The sequence below is a fragment of the Thioalkalivibrio sp. ALJ15 genome (assembly GCF_000383695.1).
Lineage (GTDB): Bacteria > Pseudomonadota > Gammaproteobacteria > Ectothiorhodospirales > Ectothiorhodospiraceae > Thioalkalivibrio.
Genome location: NZ_KB912056.1, coordinates 36,509 through 50,625, shown reverse-complemented (window position 1 = coordinate 50,625; position 14,117 = coordinate 36,509). Strand labels below are relative to the sequence as shown.

Genomic DNA, 14,117 nt, shown 5'->3' with positions numbered 1-14,117 from the left:
CATGCAGATCAACCTGACCGGCCATCACGTCGATATCACCGACGCCCTGCGCGACTACGTGAACGAAAAGTTCGCGAAGCTGGAACGCCACTTCGACAAAGTGATCGACGTGCATGTGGTGCTGACCCACGAGAAAAACCAGAACCTGAACAACAAGGCGGAGGCCAATCTCCAGGTCAGCGGCAATCACATCCACGCCGAAGCCAGTCACGAGGATATGTATGCGGCGATTGATGGCCTGATCGACAAGGTGGATCGTCAGCTGATCAAGCACAAGGAAAAGGTCAAGGACCATCACCGCGCCGAGGGTGCCCAGCGCAACCGCGAACAGGCCCTTTAACGCAATGACCATTGCCGAGCTGATCACCCGCGCCCGTATCCGGCTGGAGCCCGAGTGTTCCAGCCAGAAACGGGCGCTCGAGACCCTGGCCGAGTTGCTGGCCGTCGGCGGCGAGGAGTCCGCCGGCCCGGCCAGCGGGGCCATCTTCGAGGCCCTGTCTGCCCGCGAGAAGCTTGGCTCCACCGGTCTGGGGCATGGCGTGGCCATCCCGCATGGGCGTCTGGCCGAGCTCGATGCCCCCCGGGTCGCGGTCCTGCGGCTGGACCAGGGGGTCGACTTCGACGCCATGGACCACGAACCCGTGGACATCCTGATCGCACTGCTGGTGCCCGAGGCGGCGACCAGCGCGCACCTGGACCTGCTGGCGCAGCTGGCTCGCGGTCTCTCGCAGCCCGACAATATCGCCTCGCTGCGCCGTGCCGGCGACGCGGACGCCCTGGAACGCGAACTGACCCGGGCCTTCGGCGACGCCTGAACATGGCTCTCCCGGCAGTACTTTCTCTCTTACGACGCCCCGTGCCAGCACTGCCGGAGATTCGTGCATGAACGAGGCACTGGGAGAGGGCGGCATCGCGCGCGACATCACCGTAGAGGTCCTGATCCAGGCGATGGGCAATCGCCTGGATCTGCGCTACGTACACGGCGAGCAGGTCGCACCGGATCGCAACCTGGTCGGCGGTGACGGCGACGACCTGCCCCTCGCCGGGCACCTCAACCTGATCCGGCCTAACCGTATCCAGGTGATCGGCGATTTCGAGGCGCGCTATATCGCGCGGCTGAGCGATGATCAGCGCGAGCAACTGATCCTGGAGATGGCCCGCACCGGGACGACCGCGGTGATCTTCGCCGAGGACACCTGCCCGTTCTCGGAGATGCCGGACGTCCCCGATGAGCAGCTGCCGCTGATCTTGTGCTCCTCGACCAGCAGCCACGAGATTATCTCCCTGCTGCGCTATTTCCTGCAGCAGCGGCTGGCCCATTTCGAGGTGCGCCATGGCGTGTTCATGGAGATCCTCGGCATTGGCGTGCTGATCAGCGGGGCCTCCAGCGTGGGCAAGAGCGAGGTGGCGCTCGAGCTGATCTCGCGCGGGCACCGGCTGATCGCCGACGACGCACCGGAGTTTGCCCGCATCGCCCCGGATATCGTGCGCGGACACTGCCCGGCCCTGTTGCAGGACCTGCTCGAGGTCCGCGGGCTGGGCGTGCTGAACGTCCGCGCCATGTACGGGGATTCGGCGATCAAGGGCGGCAAGTATCTGCGGCTGATTATCGACCTGCGCGACCACGGCGAGCCCTCGCCGGTGCCGGATGACCGCCTGAATGGCCGCCGCGGGGAGATCGGCATCCTCGGGCTGCGTATCCCGCTGATCAGCCTGCCGGTCGCGCCGGGGCGCAACATCGCGGTGATGATCGAGGCGGCGGTGCGCAACCACATGTTGCACATGCAGGGCTATGTCGCCGGCGACGACCTGCGCGCACGTCAGCGCCGGCAGATGAGCGGCGAGCCCGAGGAGCCGCCGTACCACCGCGCGATCCCTGCAACCACCGTCCCCAACCCGGACCCGGAGGGCTGAATGCGACTCCTGCTGGTCAGTGGTCTGTCGGGTTCCGGCAAGACGGTCGCCCTGCATACGCTGGAGGACGCCGGCTATTTCTGTGTCGACAACCTGCCGCTGCCGCTGCTGCCCGGGCTGATCGAACAGGTCCGCAGTGGCGATTACGACGCGGACGAAGACCGGCATCTGGCGGTCGGGGTGGATGTCCGCAGCGGGCTGACGGCCCTCGAGGGCTTTGCCGACCTCCTGCGCGAGCTCCGGGGCAAGGGGATGCAGGTCGAGGTGATGTTTCTGCAGGCCTCCAGCGAGGTCCTGCTGCGCCGCTATCACCTGACGCGGCGCCGACACCCACTGGCGCGTGACGGCGTGCCACTGGTGGACGCGATCGAGCGCGAACGTGACTGGCTCGGCCATGTTGCGGCCGAGGCGGATCTGACCGTGGACACCTCCCGTCTGTCGATGCACGATCTCGCGCGCACCCTGCGCGACCGCGTCGGGCTGCTGGGCGAGGAGCGCCTGTCCCTGCTTTTTCAGTCATTCGGGTTCAAGCATGGGGCCCCGCTGGACTCCGACTTCGTGTTCGACGTGCGCTGCCTGCCCAACCCGCACTACGAGCGCGATCTGGCGCCATTGACTGGCCGCGATGCGGCTGTTTGCGAGTTTCTTGCGCGCCATGGCGAGGTCGAGGAGATGTATGACGGGATCCAGGGCTTTCTCGAACAGTGGGTCCCGCGGATCCGGCAGGATCACCGCAGCTATGTGACCGTTTCGATCGGGTGCACCGGCGGCCGTCACCGCTCGGTTTATCTCGTGGAGCGGCTGGCGGCTGCCTGGCGGGGGCGCGAACATGTTACTGTTAGCACCCGTCACCGCGAGCTATCCCTGCCCCTCGAATCGGAGTGAGTCCATGGGCGTTGGTCTGATCCTGATCACGCATCAAAACCTCGGCGACACCCTGCTGCAGACGGCCCAGAGCATGCTGGGCGACCTGCCCGAGGATTGCGAGTCCATGGCGATGTCGCAGAATGACGACCCCGACGAGGTGCTGGCGCGCGCGAGGGCGCGCCTGGGCGAGCTGGATTCCGGCTCCGGCGTGCTGATCCTGACCGACATGTTTGGCTCCACCCCATCCAATGTGGCCAGTCGCGTGGCCCGGGGCGCGAACGCCCGCGTCATTGCCGGGATCAACCTGCCGATGCTGATCCGTGTGCTGAACTACCGCCATCTGCCGCTGACGGAGCTGGTCAACAAGGCCCTGTCCGGCGGGCACGATGGCATCCTTCTTTGTGACCAGGAGTGTTCGGATGCCGCAGCGCGAAGTCCCCATCGTTAATCGTCTGGGGATGCATGCGCGTGCGGCGGCCAAGTTCGTGAGCCTGGCCAGCCAGTACGCGTCCGATGTGACCGTCTCCCGGAACGCCCAGGAAGTGAACGGCAAGAGCATCATGGGGGTGATGATGCTGGCGGCGGCGCAGGGCTGCGAGGTCACGATCACCACCGACGGCGAGGACGCCGAAGAGGCCCTCGACGCCCTCACCGAACTCGTCGCCAACCGCTTCGGCGAGGACGCCTAGTCCCTCTCCTGCCGCCATGCCTTTGCGAGGCTGTGTCTAGTTCGACCTCGGGTGTTTACGGTGGCTTCGGTCCGCCGCCTGCCTGCGCTGTCTCGCCAGCGCGCCGCGCCCGTTTTTGATCAACAACTGGCTTTCTTGCTTGCCCAAGAAAGTACCCGTCGAGGCGCACCCGGATTCCGCCCGGGGACCTTGCTCCAGGGCCCTCGGGCCGGCGGCGCTGAAACTCGCTGCGCCTTTGGCTCCGCTGAGACAGTCAGCGCCCCCGTTTTTATTTTGAATCGTCCGTCCCGAGAACCCTTCCGCAAGGGGCTTCATACGGGGGGATGAAGGTCAAAACACAAGCTGTCCCTACGCCTGCAGCCAACTCCAACGCCGTAGGGTGCGGTTGAGCGCAGCGAAACGCACCGTTCCGACGGTCGGGGCAAACCCTGATGCGATTCGCTGCGCTCATCACATCCTACGATGGGGTCTGGCGCCCGCTGGCGGACGCGGCACGCCAAGGCCGAAGGCCGAGCGTGCCGAAGATGTCGGAAGACCCAGCCTCCATCCATGTGCTACGTCGCTGGGGCAGCCGTTTTTTGGACCTTCACCCCCGTTGTCGTCGCGCCGAGTGGAGAGGGTTTTCGCGGGACGATTCAAAATAGAAACGGGGGCGCTGACTGTCTCAGCGAAGCCGAAGGCGCAGCGAGTTTCAGCGCCGCCCGCGAAAAGCCTCGGAGCGAGGGAAAGCCCGGCCCGCACAGCGGGCCGGGGTCGCGGCAGTCGGGCGTGTTTCTTGGGTACTTCTTTGCACGAGCAAAGAAGTACCTCGCGGCGCGCTGGCGAGTCAGCGCAGGCAGGAGGCCGGACGAAGGCAGCGTAAACACCGAGGGTGAACTAGGCCCAGCCTCGGAAATCAGGGTTCAGCCGGCGAGGGCGTTGCGCAGGGCCGCGAGAAATGCGTCGTTCTCGTCGGAGCGGCCGACGGTGACGCGCAGGCAGTCGGCGAGTAGCGGATGCGCGCGGCCAACATCCTTGATCAGGATGCCGGCGTCGCGCAGGGCCGCGAAGCTCGCGTGCCCCTGCCCCTCGCGCACTCGAAAGAGGATGAAATTCGCCTGGCTCGGGAACACGTGCTCGACGCCGTCGATCGCCGCAAGCGCCTCGGACAGCCGGCCGCGTTCCTCGATGATGCCGCGCGCCTGGTCATCCAGCGCCTCACGGTGATCGAGGGCGAAGGTGACCGAGCGCTGGGTCAGGGTGTTGATGTTGTACGGCAGGCGCAGCCGGTCCAGCGCATCGATCCAGCCCGCGGAGGCGGCCAGATAGCCCAGCCGCGCGCCGGCCAGCCCCAGCTTCGAGACCGTGCGCATCACCATGAGCCCGTCGTGCTGGCCGACCTCCGGCAGGAAGCTGTGGGCGGCGAACGGGGCATAGGCCTCGTCGACCACCGTGACGCCGGGGTTGGCCTCGATGATCGCCTGCACGGCGGCCGGGTCGTCCAGGGTCCCGGTCGGGTTGTTCGGATAGGCCAGGAACACGACCGCCGGGTCGTGTTCGGCCAGGGCGGCGTGCATCGCGGCGAGGTCCAGGGTGAAATCGCGGTGCAGCGGGACGCCGACGAACGGTACGCCCATTGCGCGGGCCAGCACGCCGTACATCACGAAGGTCGGCTCCGGCGCCAGGATCGGGCGGCCGGAGGCGGCGACCGCCATGATCAGGATCTGGATCAGTTCGTCGGACCCGTTGCCGAACAGCAGCCCGGCCGCTTCGGGCACGCCGTGAGCGGCGCGCACATTTTTCTCCAGCTCGCGCGCCCCGGCGTCCGGATAACGGTTTAGCTGCGGGTCGCGCAGGGCCTCCAGCCAGGCGTCTTCCAGACCGCCGGGCCAGGGATGCGGGTTTTCCATCGCGTCCAGCTTGATCAGGCCGGTCGCGTCGGCCACCTGATAGGCCGACTGCGCCAGAACCTCCGGACGCATCAGGGCATCCGGGCTGCGGCTTTCGTGCGGCAGGCTCATTGCCCGCCGCGCAGTTCGGCGGAGCGGGCGTGGGCGGTCAGGCCCTCGCCGTGCGCGAGGGCGGCGGCGGTCTTGCCGAGCTTCGCCGCGCCCTCGGCCGAGCAGTGGATGATGCTCGAGCGCTTCTGGAAGTCGTACACCCCCAGCGGCGAGGAGAAGCGCGCGGTGCGCGAGGTCGGCAGCACGTGGTTGGGCCCGGCGCAGTAGTCGCCCAGGGCCTCGGAGGTGTAGCGGCCCATGAAGATCGCGCCGGCGTGGCGCAGGCCGGCGTCCAGCATCGCCTGCGGGTCGGCCACCGACAGCTCCAGGTGTTCCGGCGCGATGCGGTTGGCGACGGCAACGGCCTCGGCGGAGTCGCGCACCTTCACCAGTGCCCCGCGCTTGTCGAGGCTGGTGCGGATGATCTCGGCGCGCGGCATCTCGGCCAGCAGGCGGTCCATGGCCTCGGCCACGCGGTCGAGGAAGGCCTCGTCCCAGGACAGCAGGATGGACTGGGCCTGCTCGTCATGCTCGGCCTGCGAGAACAGGTCGGCCGCGATCCAGTCCGGGTCCGTCTCTCCGTCGCAGACCACCAGGATCTCCGAGGGGCCGGCGATCATGTCGATGCCGACCGTCCCGAACACCTCGCGCTTGGCCGCAGCGACAAAGATGTTGCCGGGGCCGACGATCTTGTCTACCGCCGGGATGGTATCGGTGCCATAGGCCAGGGCTGCCACGGCCTGGGCGCCGCCCACGGTGAACACGCGGTCCACCCCGGCCACGGCGGCCGCGGCCAGCACCAGATCGTTCAGTTCGCCGCCCGGGGCGGGCACGACCATTACCAGCAGTTCCACGCCCGCGACCTTGGCCGGCACGGCGTTCATCAGTACGGAGGACGGGTAGGCGGCCTTGCCGCCGGGGACGTACAGGCCGACCGAGTCGAGCGCGGTCACGCGCTGGCCGAGTACCGTGCCGTCGGCATCGGTGAAGTCCCAGTCCTGCATCTTCTGGTGTTCGGCGTACTGGCGGATACGCGCGGTGGCGGTCTCCAGCGCCTGGCGCTGCTCCGCCGGGATCGATTCCAGCGCGGCCTGCAGGCGCTCCCGTGGGATCTCCAGGTCGGCGACCGCGCTGCGATCGAGGCGATCGAACTTGGCGGTGTAGCGCAGCACGGCCGCGTCGCCCTCGGTGCGTACCGCGGCGAGGATCTCGTCCACCGCATCGCGTACGCCGGTGTCGGCGACGGACTCCCAGGACAGCAGGTGCTCCAGGGCCTGATCGAAGTCGGGCTGCTGGGTATCGAGTCGGGCAATGGAGGGCATGGTCGGGATCCTCTGGACGTTTTCCCTAGGCCGGTACGGCGGTCTTGCGGCGCGCGCGCACGGCGTCCGCCAGCAGTTTCAGACTGGTCTCGGTCTCGTCCCAGCCCATGCAGGCATCGGTGATGCTCTGGCCGTAGGTCAGCGACTTGCCGGGCAGGATGTCCTGGCGGCCACCGACCAGATGGCTCTCCAGCATCGCGCCCATGATGCGGCGATCCCCGCCAGCGATCTGTTCGGCCAGCGAGCGGGCCACGTCCACCTGACGCTTCGGGTCCTTGCGGCTGTTGGCATGGCTGCAGTCGACCATTACCAGCTCAGGCAGTTCGGCCATGCGCAGCTCCTTGCAGGCCTGTTCGATGCTCTCGGCATCGTAGTTCGGTTGCTTGCCGCCGCGCAGGATGATGTGGCAGTCGTCGTTGCCGGTGGTGGAGAAGATCGCCGAGCGCCCGGCCTTGGTCACCGACAGGAAGTGGTGCGGTCGCGAGGCGGAGCGGATCGCGTCGATCGCGACCCGCAGGCTGCCATCGGTGGAGTTCTTGAAGCCCACCGGGCAGGACAGGCCGGAGGCCAGCTCGCGGTGCACCTGGCTCTCGGTGGTGCGCGCGCCGATGGCCCCCCAGGCGACCAGGTCCGCGATGTACTGCGGGCTGATCAGGTCGAGGTATTCGGTGGCGGCCGGCATGCCTTTGATCGCCAGATCACGCAGCAGCCCGCGCGCGACGCGCAGACCCTTGTTGATGTGGAAGCTGCCGTCCAGATCCGGGTCGTTGATCAGGCCCTTCCAGCCGACCGTGGTGCGCGGCTTCTCGAAGTACACCCGCATCACGATGTGCAGGGCGTCGGACAGGTCCTCGCGCAGGCCCTTCAGGCGTTCGGCGTACTCCAGCGCGGCGTCCACGTCGTGAATCGAGCAGGGCCCGACGATCACCTGCATGCGGTCGTCCTCGCCATGCAGGATGCGGTGGCAGGCCTGGCGTGCCGCGAACACGGTCTCGGAGGCCGCGTCGGTGATGGGCAGTTCGTCGCGCAGGGTGTCCGGGGCGGACACCTCCTGGATATCGCGGATTCTCAGGTCGTCGGTATCGGCGGTCATGATGCTCTCGTTACGTCGTCGCGGGCGTGACGGCCTCGCGCAGGCCCTCGATCAGATTTTGAATAGTTCTATGTCTCATCTTCATGGCTGCCTGGTTCACGATCAACCGGGAACTGATGGGGGTAATCAGTTCCAGCGGCTCCAGGCCATTGGCCTTGAGCGTGTTGCCGGTGTCGACCAGGTCCACGATGTAGTCGGCCAGATCGACCAGCGGCGCCAGTTCCATCGAGCCGTAGAGCTTGATGATCTCGACCTGGCGGCCCTGCTGGGCGAAGTAGTTCTGCGTGATGTTCACGAACTTGGTGGCGATGCGCAGGCGCTGCTGCGGGTCCGGCTGCTGGCCCGGGCGTCCGGCCAGCATCAGCCGGCATGCGGCGATGCGCAGATCCAGCGGTTCATAGAGTCCAGCCGCGCCGTGCTCCATCAGTACGTCCTTGCCGGCCACACCGATTGCTGCCGCGCCATGCTGCACATAGGTGGGGACGTCGGTTGCCCGCACCACCACGATCTTCACGTCCTCGCGGTTGGTGTCGAGGATCAGCTTGCGCGTCTTGTCCGGGTCCTCCAGGAGTTCGATCCCGGCGCTGGCCAGCAGCGGCAGGGTGTCCTTGAGGATGCGTCCCTTGGACAGGGCGATGGTCAGGGCGTTGGGATCCATCATGTCGGGTGTCGGTCTGTCTCGCGTTTGTGAGGGAAACACTGATTAATGTACACGCTCGCGCTCGAGTCGCTTTTGCGTGCGAACAAGGCGCGGTGACCGCCGTGCAGTCATTCTGCACCAGGGAACCGCAACGCCGTTCCCGCGCAAAAGCGGCCGAGCCCCCGCATTAAATGGCTTGTGGGGTTGGTACCCCAGGTTCCCCGATCCTGCGTTGCGCCCCGAATCAATCAGAAACGGGCGGGTAGAACCACTACCCGCTGCACGACGCGCCTTGTCTCGGAAAACCTGGGGTACCAACGCGAGTGTGTACATTGATCAGTGTTTCCCTAGGCGTCAGGCCGGCTCGCGGCGGATGCCCGCGCCGATCTGGCTCAGTTTTTCCTCGATGCATTCGTAGCCGCGGTCGATGTGGTAGATGCGATCGACCGCGGTTTCGCCCTCGGCCACCAGGCCGGCGATGATCAGGCTGGCCGAGGCGCGCAGGTCGGTCGCCATCACCGGCGCGCCCACCAGTCGCTCGACGCCCTTGACGATCGCCGTATTGCCCTCGATGGTGATGTCCGCGCCCATGCGCTGCAGTTCCAGCGCATGCATGAAGCGGTTCTCGAAGACCGTCTCCACGACCGACCCGGTGCCCTCGGCGACGGTGTTCAGCACCATCATTTGGGCCTGCATGTCGGTTGGAAAGGCCGGGAAGGGCGCGGTCCGCAGATTGACCGCCTTCGGGCGACGTCCTTCCATGTCCAGTTCGATCCAGTCCGGGCCGGTCTCGATGCGCGCCCCGGCCTCGACCAGCTTGGCCAGCACCGCATCCAGCAGCTCCGGGCGGGTATTGCGGCAGCGTACGCGCCCGCGGGTCACCGCCGCCGCGACCAGGAAGGTGCCGGTCTCGATGCGGTCCGGCATTACGTCGTATTCGCAGGCCTGCAGGTTTTCGACACCCTGCACGCGGATGGTGTCGGTCCCAGCGCCCTGGATCTTCGCACCCATCGCCGTCAGGCAGTCCGCCAGGTCGACCACTTCCGGCTCGCGCGCGGCGTTCTCGATCAGCGTCTCGCCCTCGGCCAGGGTGGCGGCCATCAGCAGGTTCTCGGTGCCGGTGACCGTGACCTGATCGAACACGACGCGAGCACCCTTCAGGCGCTTGGCGCGGGCGTGGATGTAGCCCCCCTCGACGTCGATCTCCGCACCCAGCGCCTCCAGCCCCCGCAGGTGCAGGTTGACCGGGCGCGAACCGATCGCGCAGCCACCCGGCAGCGAGACCTCGGCCTCGCCGAAGCGGGCGAGGAGGGGCCCCAGCACCAGGATGGAGGCGCGCATGGTCTTGACCAGGTCATACGGGGCCACGCACTGGGTCAGGGTGGTCGGATCGACCTCGATGCGCATGCGCTCGTTGACCGTCAGGCTTACGCCCATGCGGCCGAGCAGTTCCATGGTGGTCGTTACGTCCTGCAGGTGCGGGACGTTGCCAATGGTCATCGGCCCGTCCGCCAGCAAGGTGGCGGACAGGATCGGGAGCACCGCGTTCTTGGCCCCGGAGATCCAGACCTGCCCCTCCAGGCGGCGGCCTCCGGTGATGATCAGCTTGTCCATGGAAAGCCCGGGTCGGTCGCAGGGTCCAGCATGGCCCAGCGAAACACGCCATGATAACGAATCTGCCCGCTGCGCGCGCGTTTCCGGTCGCGGGGCGGGCGTCAGGCCGCGTTGGTCTGCGCCGCGGGAACCGAGTCGGCGATCACCGATTGCAGATCGTAGAGTTCAACGAGGGGTGCCAGGCCCTGCGGGATGGAGTGGAAACCCAGTTCGCCACCCTGTTCGTGCACACGGCGCCAGAGGGTGACCAGCAGCGCCACGCCCGCCGAGTCGATGCGGGTCACCTCGCCGAGATCCACCCGCGCGCGAGCGGGCAGCCCGGGGAGCAGGGCGCGAATGCGGGACTCGAGGCCCGGAACCGTGGCCAGCGTCAGCGTGCCGGAGAGGGCGAGCCCCTCCGGTGTTGCGTGCAGGCGGGCGTCAGCCATCGCCGTTGTCGACCTCGTCGGCGATGCCTTCCATCGCGTCATCGACGAGCTCGCGGTCGCCGTCCTCGAGGCGTTCGATCAGCGCGTCGAGGCCATTGCGGTTGATTTCCTCGTTGAAGCGGTTGCGGAAGTTGCCGACAAAGCTGAGGCCTTCGGCCTCGACGTCGAACACTTTCCACTCCCCGTTTACCGGCCGCAGGCGGTAGTTGACCTGCAAGTTCGATTGCCCCGAGCCCATGACGATCTCGGTTGCAACGACGGCCATGCGGTCATCCTGGCGCGAGCGGCGCTCGATTACGCGGATATCCTTGTCCAGGTGGTCCGCCAGCTGCACGCCGTAGGCTTGCAGCAGGGTGTTCTTGAAGGCCTTGGTAAAGCGTTCGCGCTGTTCGCTGGAGGCGTCGCGCCAGTGTCGCGCCAGCACCAGCCGGGACATGCCTTCGACATCCACGCCGGGCAGGATCTTGTCTTCGATCACGCCGATCACGAAATCCGGATCTTCCTGGGCACGGTCCTCGTTCGACCGAAGTTTCTCGTAGACCTCTTCGATGGACTGTTTGATGATCTCGGTGGGGTTCTCCGCCTGCGCGGCACCCGGGAGGGCCAGCAGCAGGAGCAGCCAGAGCGGCGCCGGCAGCGCCAGAAATCGCAATGTCTTCATCGTGTCGTCCCCGGTTCGGGTTTAGTCGCTACCCATATTGGTCATGAAACGGCCAATCAGGTTCTCCAGGACCAGTGCGGATTGGGTGAACATCACCTCATCACCGTCCTGCAAGGTGTCGTAGTCGCCGCCAGGCTCCAGGGCGATGTACTGCTCGCCCAGGAGTCCCGCGGTATGGATCGCGGCCTGCGTGTCCATGGGCAGGTAGTCATGCTCGGCGCGGATCGCCAGCGTGACCTCGGCGCGGAACTGCTCCGGATCATAGCGAATATCCGCGACGCGCCCGATGCGCACGCCCGAGACCGTGACCGGCGCGCGCGTCTTGAGCCCGCCGATGTTGTCGAAGTAGGCCGTCACCGTGTAGGTGTCCCGGTCGTGGTAGTCGGTCACGTTGCTCACCTGAATCGCCAGGTAGAACAGTGCCGCCACACCCAGCAGCACAAACACGCCGACCGCCAGTTCGAAGAAACGTACCTTCATTGTTGCCACCTGCCTAGGAAAACACTGGTTGGTCAGCCCGTGCCGAACATCAGCCCGGTCAGGATGAAATCGAGGCCCAGCACCGCCAGCGAGGAGACCACCACCGTCTGGGTCGTCGCGCGCGAGATGCCCTCGGAGGTCGGCATCGCGTTGAAGCCCTGGAATACCGCGATCCAGGTCACCACGAAGCCGAACACAATGCTCTTGATCACGCCGGAGAGCACATCCTCGTTCCAGTCGGTCACCGACTGCATCTGCGAGAAGTACGCGCCGCTGTCCACGCCCAGCATGCCCACGCCGACGATGTAACCGCCCATCACGCCCACTGCGCTGAAGATCGCGGCCAGCAGCGGCATGGAGAGGAATCCGGCCACGAAGCGCGGGGCGAAGATGCGGCGATAGGGGTTCACCGCCATCATCTCCATCGCCGAGAGCTGCTCGGTGGTCTTCATCAGGCCCAGCTCGGCCGTCAGTGCCGAGCCCGCGCGACCGGCGAATAGCAGTGCGGTCACCACCGGGCCCAGTTCGCGCACCAGCGACAGGGCGACCACGCCGCCCAGGGCCTCTGCGGCACCGAAGTTCACCAGGGTGATGTATCCCTGGTAGCCCAGCACCATGCCGACGAACAGTCCGGAGACGATGATGATCAGCAGCGAGCGCACGCCCACCGAATAGATCTGCACCACTGTCAGCCCGAACCGCCGGATCACGATATCGAGGCTGGCGAGCACCTGGAGCAGAAAGAGGAACGCGCGGCCGAAGACCACCAGGGCATTCAGCGAGCTGCGACCCAGCGAGGCAATTCCGTCAATCATCGCGCCGCTCCCGTACCCCGAGCAGATCCTCGCGGTAGCTGTCGCCGGGATAATGAAACGGAACCGGGCCATCGGGGCGGCCCTCGAGGAACTGTGCGCTCCAGTCGGAGGCGCGGGCACGCAGGTCGTCGGGTGCCCCGGCATCCACTGCCCGGCCATCGGCAATCAGCACCACGTGATCGGAGATGGTCATGGCCTCGGTAACGTCGTGCGAGACCAGTACGCTGGTCAGCCCCAGGCTCTGGTTGGTGCGCCTGATCAGGGTCACGATCTGGCCCATGGTGATCGGGTCCAGGCCGGTAAAGGGTTCGTCGTACATGATCAGGTCCGGGTCCAGCGCGATCGCGCGCGCCAGCGCCACGCGCCGCGCCATGCCGCCGGACAGCGAGGCAGGGTCCAGGTCGCGCGCGGAACGCAGACCCACCGCCTCGAGCTTGAGCAGCACCAGGGTGCGCAGCACGTCCTCGGGGAGGTCGGTGTGCTCGCGCAGCGGGAAGGCGACATTCTCGAACACCGAGAGATCGGTCAACAGGGCCCCGCTCTGGAACAGCATGCCCATGCGTTTGCGCAGGGCGTACAGGCGTCGGGTCGAGAGTCGTGCGACCTCCTGGCCGTCGACCCAGATGCGGCCTTCGTCCGGGCGCAGCTGGCCGCCGATCAGGCGCAGCAGGGTCGTCTTGCCGCTGCCACTCGGGCCCATGACCGTGGTCACCTGCCCGCGCGGGATGCGCATGGACAGGTCCTCGAAGATCACCTTGCGCCCGCGCCGGAAGCGCAGGTTCTCGATGACGATATGCGGACTGTCTTCGGCGACCGGCTCAGCCACGGGCACCTCTTGCCGTACGGCCTATGGGACTCGGGAGTCTGGCGCGGGACCGATGCCCGGTCAAACCGGTTTGGGGGTAGTTCATCCCACCCCCAGCAACTGGGCGATGGTGCGAAACTCGGAAAGTCGATCCGGTCTCGCTCTCAGGAACACGGGTGTTGGAGCCTGGCCGCCGGCCGCGGTCAGGGCCTCCACCAAGGCGCGCCACCCCATCGGGTCCAGGTCCGCCTCCGGTTCGATCTGCCACAGGCCAGCGCCGTCTCGGCCCGGATACCACAGGGCCTCGCGGGTGCCCGGCAGTGTGTGTGCCTCGGCAGGTCCGGTCAGCACGGCGGTTTTCACGTGGCCGGCCTCGAGTGCCGCCTCCACGGCGGCGGCATCCTCGGCACCCATGACACCGAGGGCCACACCCTGCAGCGTCTCACCCAGGTCGTTCTCGATTCGGGCCAGGGCGGCCGCACCCGCCTCCGGCGGAAGACCCCCGGGCCACTCCAGTGTCAGCTGCAGCTTGGCGGGGACCGCCTCGGCCCAGGGCCCGAACGGGCCTTCACCCGGTGCCGCCCAGGCAGTGGCGGGCAGCAACAGACGGCTGTGATAGTGGGTGTAGTACTCCAGCTGCCAGTCGGTCGGGAGGTCGTCCGGGAAAAAGGTCTCCCACCAGGGCTCACCGGGGCCCGCGACCCCGGCAGCCTGCAGCTCCAGCGCTTGTTGATCCTTCGACATCCGCGTGTCCTTCGTTCAACCGTAGTCTGACGGGCTTGCTTGTATCCCCAACGCGCGCGCGGCACA

17 protein-coding genes are annotated in these 14,117 nt (G+C 66.9%); 6 read left to right on the top strand and 11 right to left on the bottom strand.

Annotated features, from left to right (window positions below):
* Nucleotide 1: 1 nt before the first annotated feature.
* The 6 genes from hpf (at nt 2) to G015_RS0100255 (ending at nt 3,470) form a co-directional block, all read left to right on the top strand.
* Nucleotides 2-340: a ribosome hibernation-promoting factor, HPF/YfiA family gene (gene hpf / locus G015_RS0100280; protein ID WP_012981784.1), complete on the top strand. Its 339-nt coding sequence runs from the start codon at nt 2-4 to the stop codon at nt 338-340.
* Between the two features lie 4 nt (nt 341-344).
* Nucleotides 345-815, top strand: a complete 471-nt coding sequence (locus G015_RS0100275) for a PTS sugar transporter subunit IIA (RefSeq protein WP_012981785.1) — start codon at nt 345-347, stop codon at nt 813-815.
* A gap of 67 nt (nt 816-882) precedes the next feature.
* The gene (hprK, locus tag G015_RS0100270) at nt 883-1,914 is read left to right on the top strand and encodes an HPr(Ser) kinase/phosphatase (RefSeq protein WP_018137775.1); all 1,032 of its coding nucleotides are present in this window, start codon (nt 883-885) and stop codon (nt 1,912-1,914) included.
* Entirely contained in the window at nt 1,915-2,799 is an 885-nt protein-coding gene (gene rapZ / locus G015_RS0100265; protein WP_018137776.1) for an RNase adapter RapZ, read from the top strand.
* Between the two features lie 4 nt (nt 2,800-2,803).
* Nucleotides 2,804-3,229, top strand: coding sequence for a PTS sugar transporter subunit IIA (locus tag G015_RS0100260; RefSeq protein ID WP_018137777.1), 426 nt, complete (start codon nt 2,804-2,806; stop codon nt 3,227-3,229).
* The gene (locus tag G015_RS0100255; protein ID WP_018175361.1) at nt 3,201-3,470 is read left to right on the top strand and encodes an HPr family phosphocarrier protein; all 270 of its coding nucleotides are present in this window, start codon (nt 3,201-3,203) and stop codon (nt 3,468-3,470) included. Before G015_RS0100260 ends, G015_RS0100255 begins: the two co-directional genes overlap by 29 nt.
* Nucleotides 3,471-4,372: 902 nt before the next feature.
* Here the strand turns inward: G015_RS0100255 and hisC are convergent.
* From hisC to G015_RS0100200, 11 genes are all read right to left on the bottom strand, one after another.
* Nucleotides 4,373-5,470, bottom strand: a complete 1,098-nt coding sequence (gene hisC, locus G015_RS0100250; RefSeq protein WP_018137778.1) for a histidinol-phosphate transaminase — start codon at nt 5,468-5,470, stop codon at nt 4,373-4,375.
* Nucleotides 5,467-6,771 carry a histidinol dehydrogenase gene (gene hisD, locus G015_RS0100245; protein WP_018175363.1) on the bottom strand — a complete coding sequence of 435 codons (1,305 nt, stop codon included), beginning with the start codon at nt 6,769-6,771 and terminating at the stop codon, nt 5,467-5,469. The genes hisC and hisD overlap by 4 nt, the downstream gene beginning before the upstream one ends.
* A gap of 25 nt (nt 6,772-6,796) precedes the next feature.
* Nucleotides 6,797-7,864 (bottom strand): 3-deoxy-7-phosphoheptulonate synthase, encoded by a 1,068-nt coding sequence (locus G015_RS0100240; protein WP_018137780.1) that lies wholly within the window; start codon nt 7,862-7,864, stop codon nt 6,797-6,799.
* 10 nt (nt 7,865-7,874) lie between these two features.
* The gene (hisG, locus tag G015_RS0100235) at nt 7,875-8,525 is read right to left on the bottom strand and encodes an ATP phosphoribosyltransferase (RefSeq protein ID WP_012981793.1); all 651 of its coding nucleotides are present in this window, start codon (nt 8,523-8,525) and stop codon (nt 7,875-7,877) included.
* 333 nt (nt 8,526-8,858) lie between these two features.
* Nucleotides 8,859-10,118: a UDP-N-acetylglucosamine 1-carboxyvinyltransferase gene (gene murA, locus G015_RS0100230; RefSeq protein ID WP_018137781.1), complete on the bottom strand. Its 1,260-nt coding sequence runs from the start codon at nt 10,116-10,118 to the stop codon at nt 8,859-8,861.
* Between the two features lie 101 nt (nt 10,119-10,219).
* Nucleotides 10,220-10,546 carry a lipid asymmetry maintenance protein MlaB gene (locus tag G015_RS0100225; protein WP_018137782.1) on the bottom strand — a complete coding sequence of 109 codons (327 nt, stop codon included), beginning with the start codon at nt 10,544-10,546 and terminating at the stop codon, nt 10,220-10,222.
* The gene (locus tag G015_RS0100220) at nt 10,539-11,207 is read right to left on the bottom strand and encodes a phospholipid-binding protein MlaC (protein ID WP_018137783.1); all 669 of its coding nucleotides are present in this window, start codon (nt 11,205-11,207) and stop codon (nt 10,539-10,541) included. The genes G015_RS0100225 and G015_RS0100220 overlap by 8 nt, the downstream gene beginning before the upstream one ends.
* 21 nt (nt 11,208-11,228) lie before the next feature.
* Nucleotides 11,229-11,687 (bottom strand): outer membrane lipid asymmetry maintenance protein MlaD, encoded by a 459-nt coding sequence (gene mlaD, locus G015_RS0100215; protein WP_018137784.1) that lies wholly within the window; start codon nt 11,685-11,687, stop codon nt 11,229-11,231.
* A 32-nt stretch (nt 11,688-11,719) separates the two neighbouring features.
* On the bottom strand, nt 11,720-12,502 hold the full coding sequence (gene mlaE / locus G015_RS0100210; RefSeq protein WP_018137785.1) for a lipid asymmetry maintenance ABC transporter permease subunit MlaE: 783 nt from the start codon (nt 12,500-12,502) through the stop codon (nt 11,720-11,722).
* On the bottom strand, nt 12,495-13,328 hold the full coding sequence (locus G015_RS0100205; RefSeq protein WP_018137786.1) for an ABC transporter ATP-binding protein: 834 nt from the start codon (nt 13,326-13,328) through the stop codon (nt 12,495-12,497). The genes mlaE and G015_RS0100205 overlap by 8 nt, the downstream gene beginning before the upstream one ends.
* Before the next feature lie 81 nt (nt 13,329-13,409).
* Nucleotides 13,410-14,051 carry a hypothetical protein gene (locus tag G015_RS0100200; protein ID WP_018137787.1) on the bottom strand — a complete coding sequence of 214 codons (642 nt, stop codon included), beginning with the start codon at nt 14,049-14,051 and terminating at the stop codon, nt 13,410-13,412.
* Nucleotides 14,052-14,117 lie beyond the last annotated feature (66 nt).

Bases quoted from the DNA above. Each gene is read 5' to 3' on its own strand.
- hpf (WP_012981784.1), top strand. From the start codon at position 2: ATGCAGATCAACCTGACCGGCCATCACGTCGATATCACCGACGCCCTG.
- mlaD (WP_018137784.1), bottom strand. From the start codon at position 11,687: ATGAAGGTACGTTTCTTCGAACTGGCGGTCGGCGTGTTTGTGCTGCTG.
- hisC (WP_018137778.1), bottom strand. From the start codon at position 5,470: ATGAGCCTGCCGCACGAAAGCCGCAGCCCGGATGCCCTGATGCGTCCG.
- rapZ (WP_018137776.1), top strand. From the start codon at position 1,915: ATGCGACTCCTGCTGGTCAGTGGTCTGTCGGGTTCCGGCAAGACGGTC.
- G015_RS0100220 (WP_018137783.1), bottom strand. From the start codon at position 11,207: ATGAAGACATTGCGATTTCTGGCGCTGCCGGCGCCGCTCTGGCTGCTC.
- hisD (WP_018175363.1), bottom strand. From the start codon at position 6,771: ATGCCCTCCATTGCCCGACTCGATACCCAGCAGCCCGACTTCGATCAG.
- murA (WP_018137781.1), bottom strand. From the start codon at position 10,118: ATGGACAAGCTGATCATCACCGGAGGCCGCCGCCTGGAGGGGCAGGTC.
- G015_RS0100240 (WP_018137780.1), bottom strand. From the start codon at position 7,864: ATGACCGCCGATACCGACGACCTGAGAATCCGCGATATCCAGGAGGTG.
- mlaE (WP_018137785.1), bottom strand. From the start codon at position 12,502: ATGATTGACGGAATTGCCTCGCTGGGTCGCAGCTCGCTGAATGCCCTG.
- G015_RS0100275 (WP_012981785.1), top strand. From the start codon at position 345: ATGACCATTGCCGAGCTGATCACCCGCGCCCGTATCCGGCTGGAGCCC.
- G015_RS0100200 (WP_018137787.1), bottom strand. From the start codon at position 14,051: ATGTCGAAGGATCAACAAGCGCTGGAGCTGCAGGCTGCCGGGGTCGCG.
- hisG (WP_012981793.1), bottom strand. From the start codon at position 8,525: ATGATGGATCCCAACGCCCTGACCATCGCCCTGTCCAAGGGACGCATC.
- G015_RS0100255 (WP_018175361.1), top strand. From the start codon at position 3,201: ATGCCGCAGCGCGAAGTCCCCATCGTTAATCGTCTGGGGATGCATGCG.
- G015_RS0100260 (WP_018137777.1), top strand. From the start codon at position 2,804: ATGGGCGTTGGTCTGATCCTGATCACGCATCAAAACCTCGGCGACACC.
- G015_RS0100225 (WP_018137782.1), bottom strand. From the start codon at position 10,546: ATGGCTGACGCCCGCCTGCACGCAACACCGGAGGGGCTCGCCCTCTCC.
- hprK (WP_018137775.1), top strand. From the start codon at position 883: ATGAACGAGGCACTGGGAGAGGGCGGCATCGCGCGCGACATCACCGTA.